Annotated in this window: 14 protein-coding genes and 1 pseudogene; 9 read left to right on the plus strand and 6 right to left on the minus strand. The window is 68.1% G+C overall.

From position 1 onward, the window contains the following. Positions 1-590: 590 nt before the first annotated feature. Positions 591-1,184: a TMEM165/GDT1 family protein gene (locus ACIBAD_RS34095; RefSeq protein ID WP_134075251.1), complete on the minus strand. Its 594-nt coding sequence runs from the start codon at positions 1,182-1,184 to the stop codon at positions 591-593. A gap of 549 nt (positions 1,185-1,733) precedes the next feature. Here ACIBAD_RS34095 and ACIBAD_RS34100 point away from each other — a divergent pair. The 4 genes from ACIBAD_RS34100 to ACIBAD_RS34115 all read left to right on the plus strand — a co-directional run bounded on the left by ACIBAD_RS34100 (position 1,734) and on the right by ACIBAD_RS34115 (position 5,759). Beyond that, complete coding sequence (locus tag ACIBAD_RS34100; RefSeq protein ID WP_134075844.1) at positions 1,734-2,378, plus strand: HNH endonuclease family protein; 645 nt, start codon at positions 1,734-1,736, stop codon at positions 2,376-2,378. Between the two features lie 103 nt (positions 2,379-2,481). Next, positions 2,482-4,167 carry an alkaline phosphatase D family protein gene (locus tag ACIBAD_RS34105; RefSeq protein WP_398910682.1) on the plus strand — a complete coding sequence of 562 codons (1,686 nt, stop codon included), beginning with the start codon at positions 2,482-2,484 and terminating at the stop codon, positions 4,165-4,167. A gap of 281 nt (positions 4,168-4,448) precedes the next feature. Then, positions 4,449-5,084 (plus strand): VTT domain-containing protein, encoded by a 636-nt coding sequence (locus ACIBAD_RS34110; RefSeq protein ID WP_134075253.1) that lies wholly within the window; start codon positions 4,449-4,451, stop codon positions 5,082-5,084. Between the two features lie 165 nt (positions 5,085-5,249). Beyond that, complete coding sequence (locus ACIBAD_RS34115; protein ID WP_398910684.1) at positions 5,250-5,759, plus strand: hypothetical protein; 510 nt, start codon at positions 5,250-5,252, stop codon at positions 5,757-5,759. A 192-nt stretch (positions 5,760-5,951) separates the two neighbouring features. Here the strand turns inward: ACIBAD_RS34115 and ACIBAD_RS34120 are convergent, their stop codons facing one another. The 5 genes from ACIBAD_RS34120 to ACIBAD_RS34140 all read right to left on the minus strand — a co-directional run bounded on the left by ACIBAD_RS34120 (position 5,952) and on the right by ACIBAD_RS34140 (position 11,742). Then, positions 5,952-6,179, minus strand: coding sequence for a DUF2277 domain-containing protein (locus ACIBAD_RS34120; protein WP_134075254.1), 228 nt, complete (start codon positions 6,177-6,179; stop codon positions 5,952-5,954). A 15-nt stretch (positions 6,180-6,194) separates the two neighbouring features. Then, on the minus strand, positions 6,195-6,827 hold the full coding sequence (locus ACIBAD_RS34125; RefSeq protein ID WP_398910687.1) for a hypothetical protein: 633 nt from the start codon (positions 6,825-6,827) through the stop codon (positions 6,195-6,197). Positions 6,828-7,184: 357 nt separating this feature from the next. Then, positions 7,185-10,130: an NACHT domain-containing protein gene (locus ACIBAD_RS34130; RefSeq protein WP_398910689.1), complete on the minus strand. Its 2,946-nt coding sequence runs from the start codon at positions 10,128-10,130 to the stop codon at positions 7,185-7,187. Between the two features lie 164 nt (positions 10,131-10,294). After that, positions 10,295-10,954 carry a YdcF family protein gene (locus tag ACIBAD_RS34135; RefSeq protein ID WP_398910691.1) on the minus strand — a complete coding sequence of 220 codons (660 nt, stop codon included), beginning with the start codon at positions 10,952-10,954 and terminating at the stop codon, positions 10,295-10,297. A 2-nt stretch (positions 10,955-10,956) separates the two neighbouring features. Next, positions 10,957-11,742 carry a GntR family transcriptional regulator gene (locus tag ACIBAD_RS34140; protein ID WP_398910693.1) on the minus strand — a complete coding sequence of 262 codons (786 nt, stop codon included), beginning with the start codon at positions 11,740-11,742 and terminating at the stop codon, positions 10,957-10,959. Between the two features lie 489 nt (positions 11,743-12,231). Between ACIBAD_RS34140 and ACIBAD_RS34145 the strand changes: the two genes are divergently transcribed. From ACIBAD_RS34145 to traA, 5 genes and pseudogenes are all read left to right on the plus strand, one after another. Further along, a complete protein-coding gene (locus ACIBAD_RS34145; protein WP_398910695.1) occupies positions 12,232-12,489 on the plus strand; it encodes a DUF6284 family protein in 258 nt (85 codons plus the stop codon). Between the two features lie 59 nt (positions 12,490-12,548). Then, complete coding sequence (locus tag ACIBAD_RS34150; RefSeq protein WP_398910736.1) at positions 12,549-13,550, plus strand: hypothetical protein; 1,002 nt, start codon at positions 12,549-12,551, stop codon at positions 13,548-13,550. Continuing rightward, a complete protein-coding gene (locus ACIBAD_RS34155) occupies positions 13,547-13,888 on the plus strand; it encodes an RRQRL motif-containing zinc-binding protein (protein WP_398910697.1) in 342 nt (113 codons plus the stop codon). The genes ACIBAD_RS34150 and ACIBAD_RS34155 overlap by 4 nt, the downstream gene beginning before the upstream one ends. A 29-nt stretch (positions 13,889-13,917) precedes the next feature. Then, the gene (locus ACIBAD_RS34160; RefSeq protein ID WP_398910699.1) at positions 13,918-14,436 is read left to right on the plus strand and encodes a hypothetical protein; all 519 of its coding nucleotides are present in this window, start codon (positions 13,918-13,920) and stop codon (positions 14,434-14,436) included. Further along, positions 14,436-15,046: pseudogene (gene traA / locus ACIBAD_RS34165) on the plus strand (plasmid transfer protein TraA). The gene ACIBAD_RS34160 and the pseudogene traA overlap by 1 nt, the downstream one beginning before the upstream one ends. Positions 15,047-15,050 lie beyond the last annotated feature (4 nt).

Genomic DNA, 15,050 nt, shown 5'->3' on the forward strand with positions numbered 1-15,050 from the left:
GTCAAGGGTGGCCGAAGGCCATCGCGAAGCGACGCGACCGCAGGGAGCGCCCTTGACGGACCGACCCGACACGGAAGGACAGTGGACTGACGGGAAGCCCCCCGGACACACCACCAACCCCGACCGGCCGGGACCCCGCCCTCCCCTACTGCCCTACCCGCGACCACCGCCGGGTCGGCCACCGCGCCGCGAGGTCCGCCGCCCGATCCTCGACCGTCCGGTAGTGCCGTCGTACGTCCTCGCCCGCCATCGTGTCCTCGTCGGGGGTGGACGAACATGTATGGACCAGCCGAAGCTCCGCTCGGCCCCGGGCACGCCGCGGAGTCACCGTTGTCGATCACGCCGGCGAGCGTTCCCGCGCGCACGCCCCCCGCAAGGGATCCCGGCCAGCGCCCCCTCAGTCCGGCAACCCACAGTCCGGCAGCCCTCAGCCCGGCAGCCCGCAACCGACCGAGCCGCAACCCGGCAGCCGCAGTCTCTCCGCCTCCAACCGGCCGAGCCGCACTCCGGCAGCCGCAGCCCGGCGGCGTGTCAGCCCCTCAACCCTCAGCCCACCACCCCCAACCCACCACCCTCAGGACCTCGATCGCTCAGCCCACGATCGCCTCGTACAGGGAGAACGCGGCCAGCGCCGCCATCACGCCCGCCGCGACCTTCGTGATCAGGCGCAGCGGCACGTACTTCATCAGCGTCTTCCCGCCCAGGATCCCGATGCCCGCGACCGCCCACAGGGCCAGGACGGCGCCGATGCCGACCGAGACGGGGTTGTCGTACCGCGCGGCGAGGTTCGCCGTCATGATCTGGGTCAGGTCGCCGAACTCGGCCACCAGGATCAGCATGAATCCTGCCCCGGAGACCTTCCAGAAGGACTGGTCGGCAGGTGCCTTGACCTCCTCGTCCCCGTCGCTCTTCTTCAGGAGCAGCATGGCCGCACCCGCGAGGAAGAGGACGCCGACGACGGCTTGGACGAGCCGGTGCGGGAGCAGGGTGAGCACGCTGCCCGCGGCGATGGCGAGTGCGACGTGCACGGCGAAGGCGGCGGCGACGCCGGCGAAGACGTACGAGGCGCGGTAGCGGGTGCCGAGCATGAGTCCGGCGAGCGCGGTCTTGTCGGGGAGCTCCGCGAGGAAGACGACTCCGAAGGCGATCGCCGTGACGGTGATGCTGAAGGTGCTGCTGAACACGGGGGTGGAACCTCAATCGGTCGGGCAGGACGCCTTCGATACCGAGAGACCTTGGGGTGTTTCAGGGGTCGCTTCGGCTCGGCGGCGCCCCGACTGCGTCCCTGCACCCGCCGTGGACGGGTGCAGATGGACAAGAACAGGACACTGCGGCCGAAGGTCTCGCTGGCCGGCCGCTGCGTGCGACCTGCCTCCGGGCGCCGGCTGGGATGACCCAGCAGTATGTCGACGGTCCGGCGAAGAGCTACTCCCCTTCTGCACTCCACAGAATACGTGACGGCCGCCGCGGCTCGAAATAGGCCTTTGGTCCCGCAGTGGCCGGGCCGACCCACCCAGCCCGGCCCCCTCCTCCCCACCTCGTCCCCGGAAGGCCAACTTCCGCTTAATCTGCAGCAGTTACCCGCCCACATGTGACGTGCTCATGTCGCATGCCTGTAACCTTGCGCCCGCCGCCACGCAATCTGGCGCCGCCACCATGGCCGCGCCCCTTCGGGGCTGACCGGCCACAATCCCCCCGCATTCAGGGAGCCCCTCATGGCCCTCAAGACCCTCATACCCAGCGTCTACGCGCGTCGAATTGGCGTGCTCGCGTCAGCTGCGACCCTCGCCGCCCTCACCTCGCTCGTGAACGCGCCCGTCGCCCAGGCCGCCCCGCCCACCCCCATCAGCGCCGCGGCCGCCCGCTCCTACCTCGCCACGGTCACGCCGAAGACGGAGGGATCCCTCAGCGGGTACAGCCGCACCCTCTTCCCGCACTGGAGCACCGTCTCCGGCAGCTGCAACACCCGCGAGACCGTCCTGAAGCGCGACGGCGTCGGCGTGGTCACCGACTCCTCCTGCGCCGCCGTGAGCGGCAGCTGGTACTCCGAGTACGACGGCGCCACCTGGACCAACGCCGCCGACCTCGACATCGACCACGTCGTCCCGCTCGCCGAGGCCTGGCGCTCCGGGGCCAGCGCGTGGACCACGTCCAAGCGCCAGCAGTTCGCCAACGACCTCACCCGCCCGCAGCTCATCGCGGTCACGGACAACGTCAACCAGGCCAAGGGCGACCTCGACCCGGGCAAGTGGCTGCCGTCGCGGACCGCCTACCGCTGCACGTACGCCCGGATGTGGGTCGAAGTGAAGCAGTACTGGGGCCTGAGCATGGACTCCGGCGAGAAGTCGGCCCTGGTGGGCATCCTCAACGGCTGCTGACACCCGCCGGCCATTCACCCGGCCTCTCCCCCGCCAGGGGGAGGCCACGCCCCCCTTCCCCGTCGTACCGTGATCGAAGGGGCTACGGAGGAGGGGGAGTTGCATGGCCGGATTGCGTCTGGGGCCGCTGCTTCGCTACGTCGACTGGGACACGGGCGGTTCGGCCACGATATGGGTCGAGGCCGACCGCCCCTGTACGGCGGAAGTGCGGTGCGCCGACGGGGCCGGCGGGAGCGTGCGCACCTTCCAGATCGCCGGGCACCACTACGCGCTGGTGCCGGTGACCGGTCTGGCCCCGGGGCGCACCACGGAGTACGAGGTACTGCTCGACGGCGTGCGCGTCTGGCCGCTGCCGGGCACCGGCTTCCCGCCGAGCACGATCACCACCCCCGCCGTGGCCGCAGCCGGTCGGCCGGCCCCGGGGCTGCGGCTGACGTTCGGGTCGTGCCGGCAGGCCGCGCCACCGGCCGGCCGGCACGGGCCGCACGGTGCGGACGCCCTCGACACGCTCGCGGCGCGGCTGGCCGCAGATCCGGATGAGGTGCGGCCGGATGTGCTCCTCCTGCTGGGCGACCAGGTGTACGCGGACCAGCTGTCGAAGGAGACCAGACAGTGGCTCGCGGCCCGGCGGGATCTGCGGGAGGCTCCCGGCGCCCAGGTCGCGGACTACGAGGAGTACACGCGGCTGTATGACGAGTCCTGGCTCGACCCGGAGATCCGCTGGCTGCTGTCCACCGTCCCCAGCCTGCAGATTTTCGACGACCACGACGTCGTGGACGACTGGAACACGAGCGCGGCGTGGCTCGCGGAGATGCGGGCGACGCCCTGGTGGCAGGAGCGCGTGCTCAGCGGGCTGATGTCGTACTGGGTCTACCAGCACCTGGGCAATCTCTCGCCGGCCGAGCTCGCGGCCGACGCGGTGTACGGGGCCGTACGCGAGACCCCGGACGGTACGGATGCGCTGCGGGCCTTCGCCGCCGCCGCCGACGCCGATCCGGGCTCGGTGCGCTGGAGCTACCGGCGCGACTTCGGCCGGTCGCGGCTGCTGATCGTGGACACGCGGGCGGCGCGGGTGCTCGCCGAGGACGGGCGGGCGATGCTGGACCCCGCGGAGCAGCAGTGTCTCCGCGACAACGCCCTCGCCGGGCACGGCGGTTACGACCACCTCCTCATAGGGTCGTCGCTGCCGTGGCTGATGCCGCCGCTGATCCACGACGCGGAGGCGTGGAATGCGGCGCTGTGCCGTGGCGAGCGGGGGGATCGGTGGGCGCGGATCGGGGAGGATCTGCGGCGGCGAAGCGATCTGGAGCACTGGGCCGCCTTCCCGGCTTCGTTCGCGGCGCTGAGCGATCTGATCGAGGAGGTGGGTACGGGACCGCGGGCGCCGGCGACGGTGTGCGTGCTGTCCGGGGACGTGCATCATGCGTACGTGGCCGAGCCTCGAATACCCACTACGGCGCGGGTCTTCCAGTTGACGTGCTCGCCGGTGCACAACTCGATCCACGCGGCGGTGAAGTGGGGCTTCCGGCTGGGCTGGTCGCGGACGGGGCGATGGCTGGGGCGCGGGTTCTCGCGGCACGGGCGGACGGGTCGGCCGCCGCTGAGCTGGCGGCGTACGGGTGGGCCGTGGTTCGGGAACCAGCTGATGACGCTGTCGCTGGCGGGCCGTTCGGCCCGGCTCCGCCTCGACCAGGCACACAAGGGACGGAAGGGACGAGCGGGCAAGGCGGGCCAGAGGGTCGCCCGGCTGGTGACCGTCCTGGACCGGGAGCTGACGTCGGCGGACTGAACACCGAGGACTGAACCCCTCGGTGTGGGCGCGGCGGACTGGATCCGGCGGGTGTGAGCGAGCACGACGGACCGGGCAAGCGGACGGACTGCGACGAGGTCGGGCGGCACGAAGGGAGCCCGCAGCCCGAGCTGACAGACTGTGGGCCCGGGCAGCCCCCGGGCATACGGCGCACCAACGCCAGGCGTACGCTGTATGGCTGTCAAGCCGCCCCTGCCGCTCCCCCGCGACGTCGCGGCGCTTCATGCCGCAGCACGTCAACCGGACTGGGGAGTCCCGCCTTGTTTGAGACTCTGGGGTCGCTGACCGCGAGCCCATGGATCTACGCCGTGGTGGCGGTGTCCGTCGTGCTCGACGTCTTCCTCCCGGTGCTGCCGAGCGGGGTTCTGGTGATCACGGCTGCTGCGGCCGCGGCGGCCGCCGGTGCGGCCGGTCCGGTGCCGGTGGCGGTTCCGGCGCGGGTGCCGGACATCCTCGCGCTGCTGGTGATCGCCACGACCTCGTCGGTCCTGGGTGACATGGCCGCGTTCCGGCTGGCCCGGCGCGGCGGGGCCCGGCTGGACCGCGCGATCGCCCGGTCCCGTCGGCTGACCCGCGCCCAGGAACACCTGGGTACGGCCCTGGCCCGCGGCGGCGGCGCCCTGGTGGTGGTCGCCCGCTTCGCCCCGGCCGGCCGCTCGGTGGTCTCCCTGGGCGCCGGCAAGACCCACCGCAAGGTCATGGAGTTCCTGCCGTGGTCGGTGCTGGCGGGCATGGCCTGGGCCGGGTACAGCGTGGCCCTCGGGTACTTCGGCACCCAGTGGCTCGGCGCCACCTGGCTCGGCACGGCGGTCTCCGTGATAGCCCTCTTCGCCGCGGGCGCTCTGGCGGCCTTCGTCATCCGCCGGCCCGCCCCGGCCGCGGCCCCGGCGGCATAGCGACCGCCTGGATCCCTCGGGTGGAGCAGCGGCTCACCCGTTCACCCGGCCCCGATCGCCGCTCCGGGCCCGGGCTCCTAGCGTCCACAGCACGGCGCGCAACCGAATCCGCGTCACATCCGTGCCCTGGCCGCGCCGTTTCGAGGAGCCCGAGGAGTTCTCTCCATGCCCGCCACGCCGCTCGCCCAGCCGTCGAACCGCCGCCTCCTGGCGAGGGTCGCGGCCGCGACCCTCGTTCTCGCCGCGGCCACTCCCGTCACCCTCGCCCACTCCGCCTCCCCCTCCGCCAGCGTCTCCCCCACCGCCGTCGCGCCGGGGAGCCGGGTCAGCCTGAACGTCACGGGCTGCGGGACCAAGACCGGCACGGCCTCGTCCACCGCCTTCGGCGACGTACGCCTGACCCCCGGCAGCCTGGAGGCCGCCAACCTCATCGGCAGTGCCACCGTCTTCGGCGACGCCAACTCCGGGGCGCACACCGTCACCTTCGAATGCGGCGGCTCCGGCGGCCAGCGTTTCACCGTCTCCCTGCAGGTCACCTCCGGCGCGGCCCGCGGTGGGCTGGGCGGCAGCGTCGGCGAGATGAGCCCCGGCCAGATCGCCCTGGGCGGCACACTGGCGGCAGGGGCGCTGGCCATCGGCATCCGGATCCTCCGCCGCCGCTCACGCCTGACCTGAGGAACAGGAACCAGGGCGCCCAGGGGATGTCGTCAAAGTAGCGCCGGCCGCCCGAAGGGGCGGGGCCGGCGGGGTCTGGTGCGTGCGATCGCAAGGCGGAGGAGGGAATCGACGCGGAGCGTCGGTGACCGACGACATCGCGGCGAGCGTGCGTACCGGCAGTCCGGCCAGACGGGGCTTTGACGACACTCCCTAGGCGGTGACGGAGACCGCGCCTCTGACCTGCAGACCGTCCAGCAGGTCCCGCGTCGCCTCGGCGATCGCGTCGACGGCGGACTCGAAGACCTCCTGATTGTGCGCGGCGGGCGCCCGGAACCCGGACACCTTCCGTACGTACTGCAGCGCGGCGGCGCGGATCTCCTCCTCCGTGGCCTTCTCGGGGAGGGCGGGCGGGCGCAGGGTCTTAATGGAACGGCACATACACCCACTATCCCGCTACTGGGGCAGCTCGGCACCGGACAGTTTCATGATCAAACCTGCCTGCAGCCGCGCCCGCAGCACCGGATCCGCGACCTCCTGCAACAGCTCGGCGGCCTGCTGCAGGGCGGCGGCGGCCCGCCGGTCCTCGCGCAGGGAGGCGGTCTGGTCGGCCATGTGCCGCAGGGCGATGTCGGCCCGCCGGTGGAAGAGCTGCCCGACGAGCGTGATGACGAGTCCCACCGAGCTGGTGACCACCCCGAGGTACAGCTCCCCGCTGGTCCCGGCCTTCCACACCGCGAGCGCCACCCCGAGCAGCAGGATGACGGCTCCCGCCCCGGCGAACCGCTGGCTGGTGACGAAGCTGCTGCGGGCCTGCGTCAGCCCGTACGCGTAGTACTCGACCAGCACGGACGTGAACTCGGCGTCCCCGTGTCCGCCCCGCCCGGCCGCAGGCAGCCCCCCGACATCGGCGTACTTCGGATCCCCCACGACTCCCTCGGGCTCCGCCACCTGCGCCAGCAGCCGCGCCCGCTCGGCATCCCGCCGCCGCTCGAACCCCTCCCTGGCCAACCGGTCCAGCACGACGTACGCCACGCCGCCGGCCACGACCGCCAGCAGCCCGACACCCCCCACGACCCACTCGCCCATCCCCCGACGATCCCACGCACCCTCAACAGCCGGTCAAGCCTCCCGCACCAACGAACCGCGCGACCACGAAGGGCAGTTGCACCCGGTCCAACACAACGCAACAGAAGGGGGAGGCATGGGGCGCCCATGACGAAGGCCCCCAACCAAGATCGGTTGGGGGCCTTCGTACTGGTGGGCGTGGACGGTTTCGAACCGCCGACATCTGCTTTGTAAGCTCGCCTGGGCACCCGGGAAGCCGGCCGCCCATACAACGAAGGCAAAGCGACGGCAGCCCACCCAGTCTGTCGAGACCCTCTGATGTCCGGTGCCGTTGCCGTCAGCTACTGCCGTCAGTTCGGCAGCCGCCGACTTGGAGGCTCATGCTTGAGAATCCACAGCAGCCTCACATGCAGCCACGTCTCCAACAGTGGTGACTTCGCCGTCAATCCACTTCGCAATGAAGGCTTTCGTCTCATCGGCCAAATCCAATGCGCGGAGAGTAGCTTTTGCGGACTGTCGAAACTCTGGATGCTGACGAGCAAATGCCCACTTACGGAGAATGCGATAAACCATTCCACCTGTAGGCCAAGGACCTGCCTTCTTAGGGGGCTGACCCTCCCCAAGCCCACCCTCAGCCAACGGCAAGAGGAATAGGATTGCACCATCCCTCTGCTTTCCACTCCTGTTATGCACGGGGCCATTACAGAATCTCAGCACCGGCAGGGCGATTTCCGATTCAATGCATCGAGCAGGCACCCACGGGGTGGCCATTGCTGGAAGAATATCCGCGAGCCCGCTCAAGCACTCGGACGCACCAGATGAGATCCTGTCGAATCGCCCCCCTACCCATGCTTCATCACGGAAGTTCGCAAGTATCACAAAGGCCACAGTAGCGTTCGACCAGTAGCTCTGATCAACTCGCCACAAATCATGTACCCCATAGGTGTCCAGCAAATAATTCACTGGCAATTCACCCATGGTTACACGCCTATGGGCTGCCCAATAACTCTCGCCTTGATGACGTTCCACCTCTGGGTTAAGCGTCTCCACCAACTCTTGAACGAACGCCTGCCAGTGAGCCCGGTGATGGGGCGAGGAAGGGTAGAGATCAGTCGACTCCAACAGGGCTGGCAAGGAAAGCGCGACGAGCAGAGGCCGATCGTCTTCTGGATTCTTGGCAACGCTCTCCAGAAGCGCTTCCTTCAGATACCTCGATACCGTTGACAAATTTTCAGGACCGGCATCCATCAGGAAGGTGATGGGCTGGTAGGCCTGGAGCGGGGCGTTGGAAAACTCTGCAACACCCAGCGCTTCTACGCACAATTTGGTAGCGACCCGACACACATCCTGAATGATCGCAGGCCGAGGAACAACGAAAGCAAGAGACCGTGCAACAAATGAGACCAGATTATGCCTGGCCTTAACACCCTCAGTGTCTTGAATTGATTTCAATGTGAGCACAAGGAAATCATCCGAACCGTCATCTACGTTATATCCGAGAACTTGAAGAGCGAGTTGCGCTACCACTTCCCACTCGGCACGAAGAATCCGCGGATGGAGCTTGTCGAACAGACCCTCAGCGGTAGAGTGCGTGCGAACCAACTGGTTGGCGGCAAAGTACTCAAGGAACGTCCGATGAGTGAACCCGTACAGATTCTGCTGCTCATTTGATCCCATGTCAGTCAGAACCCAAGCTCGACCGGTGCAGAAATCCACGAATTGATTGGCCGCGTCTTCCGCCTCCGCCTCGTCTTCAAATCGACGGTCGGTCAGGAAACGCGTCATGAACTGCACCAAGCGGTCACGTGATAGGCCGTTCTGCGCTCCCGGATTGCTATACATGTGCAGGGCAAGGGCGTTCAGCGCTTGCCTTACATGTGCGTCAAATGGGAGCGGGATGACAATGCCACGCTGCTTGTCCCAGCGCTCAAATAGGAGCTCCGCACACTTCTTGTACACGTCAGGGCGATTTGACGGGATGTAGTGTTCGGACGCATAAATGCCGCACATCAGAGACAGCATCAAAGGATTCCTGCGCAAATCCGACACGAAATTGCTTTCACGCAGGAAAGACTTAGCAATCTCTGCCCTGCGCCCGCGATCGATAGACTCATCGAGGGCAAACCACTTGTCAGCGTAGTTCTTGACCTGGTCCTCTTCCAGGTCTGCCAAGTTGACTGCGGTGAAAAGGGTGTCGTCAAGGGGCGCCTCGTCGTACCCCACACGGCGAGATGTTACGAGCACAGGGGTAGCGGGATACCTGTAGACAAACGATTCGACGAATTCAACGACTTTCCGACGAAGCGACGTGTCCGTGAGTTCGTCCAAGCCGTCGAAAACTACGAAGGCTCGACCATTGTCCAACAGGTATTCAATCCCCCCTTCAGGGGGAGTGACATTATGCGGGTACTTGCAGATGGACTCCAAGAATTCGACCATCGTGTCACTGCTGGCCTTGAAGGCCTCGACGTAGTCCCTCAGGATAAAAAGCAGCGGCACCTGTGCGGCAGTGCCCGGGAATGCGGACCTTGCAATATCGTATGCCAGCTTGAGCGAAAGAGTTGACTTCCCCCCGCCCGGGTCCCCAAGAATCACAGTACGATGCGACCTTGTAATCACATCTTCCAAGGTCAGAGCTGGAGAATTGGGGGAGTGATCCGCCCCCCTACCCCGCAGACGGGGCTCGACAAAGAGCTTTCCGTAAGGAACTTTGCGATTGGTTCCGGCATGAGGCAGTCGCATCGTCCCGTAAAGATTCTTCACTTGCTCTCTGAGCTGACGCTCGAACGCGAGGTAATCGGAAAGAGTCTTGAGGTCTCCCAACCTCTCTTTGGCCCGCTCATCTGCCTGAGAGAAACACGAGGCAACCTTCAGCATCGATGCACGAGTTTCAGCAGTCATGCCGGCTACGGCTTGCACCCTAGGGGCAGACTCAAGAACCTTTTCCTTTGCGGCCCCCCAAACGGCGTTGGTAATTTCCTCGCAGTTTTGAGCGGAAGGCACGTGAAGACGAATTAGATCACCAAGTCGGTTGAATGTGGATTCAAGCTCCTTCTCGTCTTTTTTGGCCGTAGAGCCAGCGAATACCTGGGTCGCCACAGATAGGGTGATTGCCTCAAAATCTGGAGACTCCAGGAAGTCTGCGAGTTCTCGTGCCGCCTCAGGTGACATGAGTGGCATGACAGCATCGCGCGTGCTTTCAGCCAACGCCTTGCGCGTCTTCCGGTTTCGCATCCGCGTCGCGATGTACGCTACAGGGGAAGCCGCAATCTTCGCAGCTACGCTGCCCGCAGCCCGTCCAGCCGCAGGAAGGCAGGCCTTCATAATCGCGATTTCTGCTCCACTAACCACTGGGCCCCCCGAAGGCGTGATTTAGAGTGCGGCGCGCGTCACACGCGGTAGTTGCCGGCTAAAATAGCACTCGCTGAGGACCATCTGGAGGGGTTTGGGCAACATAGGGTCACAGGGGGAAGCGCGTGGCCGACGGCCTAGGCAGCCGTAGTGCGCGCGAGGCGGCTGGTGAACCCGTCGCCGCACAAGCGCTCATAGGCGGCCAAAGCTACGTCATGCACGGGCACGGCGACCATGAAGCCCTGGGCGGGATAGAGCAAGAGGCGCTGAAGGGCGCCAACCAGCATGTCGATGACCAGGCGTGGGTCACCGATGGAGTCGACGTACTGGTGGAGTGTCACGGGGGTTGAGGCGCTAACGATCTCGACGTTGGGCCACAGCTTCCGGGCTGTGGCGTATGCGCGGCGTTCCTCGTACGGCTTGCTGACCAGGAGGATGGACTCGACATCGACGCCATTCTCCTCCAGCAGGGCCTTGGTGAAGAGGATGTTCTCCCCCGTGTTCGTCGCCCTCGGCTCTACGAGGACGACGGACGGCGGGACGCCGAGTTCGAGGGCGCGTTCGCGGTAGTGGACTGCCTCGCCGCGGGGCATGCGGGTCTGCGTCGTGCGGCTGGTGGCGCCCGTGAAGACGATCAGGGGGGCCATGCCGCGTCGGTAGAGGTCGACCGTGGTGTCCGCGACGCCGAGGTCGTGGCTGCCTAGCCCCACGGCCACGGAGCATGGGCGGGGTTCGTGATGCATCTGGTGGAAGTCCCAGATGATCTCGGCATCTGCCCATGCGCGCTCAGAGACCACCGCTACTTCTCCTCATGTGCCGAGTCCGGAACCTTGAAGTCATACTCCCAGGCGAACCGCGAAGCAGCGTGCACGCCTACGGCGAACTCGACGACGGTCCCGTCCGCGGTGTACGTGGTCCGGTGCAGCTCGACCACCGGTTCACCCGCCGGCAGTTTCAGCAGCTTCACTTCTTCGCCGGTGGGGACGCGGGCGAACAGGTGCTCCTTCATGTGGTCGATCTCGTACCCGGCGTCGTAGAGCACTCGAAATCCGCCACCTCTGCCGGCGGGCCCCGGCGTGGGGTCGACCAGGCGCGTTCCCTCGACGTGTTCGGGGCGGTAGTAGCTGGTCAGGGTGTGCGTGGGCTGCTCGCCCTCTCTCACCAGACGGGCGCGCGCGTAGACCGGGGCGCCGAGCGGGAGATCGTGGGCCGCCGCCACCGCCGCAGGCGACTCGACCAGGCCGACCGTCTGCGTCTGCTCACCGCGCTGGTAGGCACGCCCTGAGGCGACACGGTCCGCGATGAACGCGACTTCGTCGCCGTCGCGCCACTTCGCCTTGTCGTACCGGCTGATCCCCAATCGCTTCAGCGGCGTCTGAGCACGGACGATCGTCCCGACGCCGCGCGAGGACGTCACGAGGCCCTCAGCCTCAAGCGCCTTGTACGCCGCATGCACGGTCGCCTTGGAGCCCTCTCCGGCCTCGACCAGATCGCGAATCTGGGGAAGCCGCTGGCCAGGGGTGTAGTCGCCGTTCTTGATCTGCCCGGCCAGCTTGTCCGCCAGCGCGCGCCATTTCGGTGCCACCAAGCACTCCTCTCGACGCAGCCAGTTTCGCACAGTCCTAGGACATTGACAGTCCTAGGACTGACGATGCATGGTCTTTCCAGACGGCAGCGCAGTCCTAGGACAGCGGAGCTGGTCTCTCGGGAGAGCCTTCTTTGGGCTGCCTGAGTCGCAAGCCAAGGGGCCCGGGACAGAGCGGGCCGAGGGCGCGCCGGACCCTGGTCATTCCGGAGGGCTTAGACCGAAAGGTCACGTCTCCATACGCCTTCGCCAGGTATGGCGGCTCTACCTCATACGGGAGTCGCAGTCCTGAAGGAGACACATCCCAGCACCGCTGCAGTCTGCTGCGGCGGCCGGTTGCCTCCTCCGCCCGTCCGCCCCCCCTGGGGCGTACGGGCGGGGTTGAGGGGAGCCGGAGTTCTTCCTGCTTCACATCAACGCAGTGCAGCCCTCGGCGCGGACACGCCGAGGGCCGCTGAGTCCCGTTCCTCTACCGAAGGAGCAAGACCCGTGGAGTCCATCGCTGCACTTCAGAACCGTGTTACCCCGTGGTCCGATGGCCTGGAGCCGTCGGATGCGGAGCTCGACGCGATCGACACCGAAATGCCCGTGGTCCTGGCCGAGGTCGAGCTGCTCGACGCGCTGATCTCGCTGCTGGACCGGCCCGCTTCGGAGTTCGACGCCCGAAGGATCCGCCGTGCGCACAACCGCGTGTGGGCCGCGCGTCGGGACCTGGCGAACCGGCAGGGTCCGAAGGAGGCAGCGTGAGCGCCGGCCGGGCCCTGACCCGTGTGCAGAAGTTCGTCCTGACGGCCGCGTTCGTGCCAATGCTCGCGACCGGCGCGGCCGGCGGTGCAGGCACCTTCTCCAACATCAAAGGCGCGTACGGCTCGGGTACCGCGCTCGGCGCGGTCGCCGCGGGCGAGGGTGCCACAGCCGTCCTGGCACTGGTCCTGCTCGGGCTGACGATGCTCGGCCAGGCTTCCCCGGCTGTGGTCCGGATCGGGCTGTGGCTGCTGCCGGCGTCTGGAGCCGTCATGGCCGCGATGGCTGCGGATGGTGTGGGCCGTACGGTGATCTACGCGGTGACGCCGATGGGCATGTGTGTGTCCGCGGAGGGCATGGCGTTCTTGGCTCGGCGGATCGTGGTCCACACCGACGGCCGTGATGCTGAGGCAGAGCACCGGGCCGCCGCCGTGGTCCGCTCGCTCGCCTACCACCGGGCCCGCGCTGCGAACCACCCCGACGAGAAGATCCGCGCACGCTCCGAGCGCACCTCCTGGAGGCTTGCCCGGAAGGTCGGCACCGGGGATGCCTCCCTCGGCACGCGTCTGCTGGACGTGCAGCGCGAGCGGGTCACCACGGGTGCGGACGTCGCGCTGGCGGACATGTTCGCCGTGGCCGTCACGCCCGAGCGTCACGCCGTCACGGCCCCCGTGGCACCCGCCCTTCCCTCCGCCCCGAAACCGCATACTCCTGCGCCGACCGTGGCCGAGGTGGAGGCCGTCACGATGCCCCGTGACGGGGAAGACACGCAGGTCAGCACCCCTACACCGGAGGCTGAGACGGACGGCGTCACGGGGGCCGTCACGCCCGTGACGCTGGACGAGGTCGCGGCCGTAGCGGGCGCTCCTACGCCCCGCCCGGCAGAGCCGCTCACGGACGTACAGCTCGTGGTGGTGCTGCGGCATCTGCGCTACTCGGATGATCCGCCCCTGTCCTACCGCCAAGCCGTCACGGCTTTCCGTGACGGCGGGTTCGTCGGCGGCGAGCAGCGCATCCGCACCGCCTGGGGCGCCCTGATGTCACAGGAAGAGAGCGCCCCGTGAGCACGCTCCCGGTCTACCCGTGGCGGCTTGCGCCGGATGGGCTGGCGACGCGTCGGCAGCTGCGGGCGGCCGGGTTACGGCCCGGTGGTCAGGACGTGGTCGCGCAGTTGGAGCGGCCCCGCTACCGGCGCGGCCCGCTGGTCGCGTTCCTGTACCGCGTGGACCGGGCTCTGCCGGTCCGGCCGATGACCGCAGCCAAGCAGGTCGCTCTCACCGCCGCGAACACGGCCCGTCGAACCTGCCCGACCTGCCGCAGGGACGCGGGCTACGTGATCCCCGCCCGGCTGGGCGAGTGCATCCCGTGCGCCTTCCCCGACTCCGAACAGCGCGCCGTCTGAACCTCCCCGACCTCGTAAGGAGTTCCGCTGTGTCTCGCCGCACCCGGCCCTCGGCCGCATCCACCATTCACATCCCGCGTCAGCGCGGCGGCCGGCGCGAGCCGGTCATCCTCGTCGTCAGCTCCGAGCCGCCCCCAACCCTGGCCTCCCGGGCCGCTCTGGCGTCGGGCCGGTGGGCGTGGAAGCACCGCCGCTCGTGGGCCCCCACCGGCATCGCCACCGCTCTGTTCGTCATCACCGGGGTTGTTCACCTGGTCGAGCCCCGCACAGCCTGGTTCCTCGCGGCGCTCGCGCTGGCCCCGGCCGGCGTGTGGGTGTGGGTACTGCTGCACCGCCGTCCGACCTCCCGCCGGGCTGCAACTTTGCGGGCGGTCTTCGCTTCGTTCGCCACCGCCGTCGCCGCGTGGATCGCGCTGGCGGTGTGGTTCGCCCCCACCCGCGCGGCCCTGTTCACCGCCTGGACCGTCCTGACCCTGGCCACGCAGGTCGCCTGGATCGTGGCCCGTCACCTGACCCCCGCCGCTGTCTCTGAGAAGGAGAGTGCGTAATGGCCAACACCACCAACGGCACCGGCTGGAACAGGGTGGGTGCGCAGCGGACCGGTACGCAGCGGACCGGTACGCAGCGGACCGGTACGCAGCGGCCCCGCTCGGCGCCGCGGGCTGGCGCCAATGGCTCCCAGACGAAGGTCAACAACAAGACGTTCTCCCCGGGCTTCACCCTGAACGTCAACGCTGGCGGCGCTGGCAACAGCGGCGGGCGCCACTCGGCCCCAGCCGGGGGCGGGCAGGGCGGGGGACGGTCGCAGTCCCTGCTGCCGGCACCGGAGTTCACCTCCCCGGCGCAGGTCCGCCAGTACTGCAACGCCGTCCGCGCCGCCGGCGTCGCGTTGTCCATCGAAGTCGCCATGGGCGCCGAGATCCTCAGGGCCACCTCGTCCAGGTGCCCGACCCCGACGGCCGCATCGGCGGCTCCCGCTTCCGGGCGGCGAAGGTCGCGCGGAAGATGCAGCGCGCCGCCGACGCCCTGCGGGACGCGGCGAAGAACGCCGCCGCGACCTATGCCCTGTTTCAGCAGGAGTACGAGGAAGAGATCAACCGCGTCCGCCACCGCGCCCGTAAACCCTCGCAGCCGCGCATGGACTGGGGCCAGCTCTAGAAAG

Origin of the sequence: Streptomyces sp. NPDC051109, assembly GCF_044455885.1 — a bacterium.
Lineage (GTDB): Bacteria > Actinomycetota > Actinomycetes > Streptomycetales > Streptomycetaceae > Streptomyces.

Excerpts from the sequence above, each read along its gene's own strand:
- ACIBAD_RS34130 (WP_398910689.1), bottom strand. The coding sequence starts at position 10,130 with ATGAAGGCCTGCCTTCCTGCGGCTGGACGGGCTGCGGGCAGCGTAGCT.
- ACIBAD_RS34120 (WP_134075254.1), bottom strand. The coding sequence starts at position 6,179 with ATGTGCCGTTCCATTAAGACCCTGCGCCCGCCCGCCCTCCCCGAGAAG.
- ACIBAD_RS34105 (WP_398910682.1), top strand. The coding sequence starts at position 2,482 with ATGGCCGGATTGCGTCTGGGGCCGCTGCTTCGCTACGTCGACTGGGAC.
- ACIBAD_RS34150 (WP_398910736.1), top strand. The coding sequence starts at position 12,549 with ATGCTCGCGACCGGCGCGGCCGGCGGTGCAGGCACCTTCTCCAACATC.
- ACIBAD_RS34125 (WP_398910687.1), bottom strand. The coding sequence starts at position 6,827 with ATGGGCGAGTGGGTCGTGGGGGGTGTCGGGCTGCTGGCGGTCGTGGCC.
- ACIBAD_RS34115 (WP_398910684.1), top strand. The coding sequence starts at position 5,250 with ATGCCCGCCACGCCGCTCGCCCAGCCGTCGAACCGCCGCCTCCTGGCG.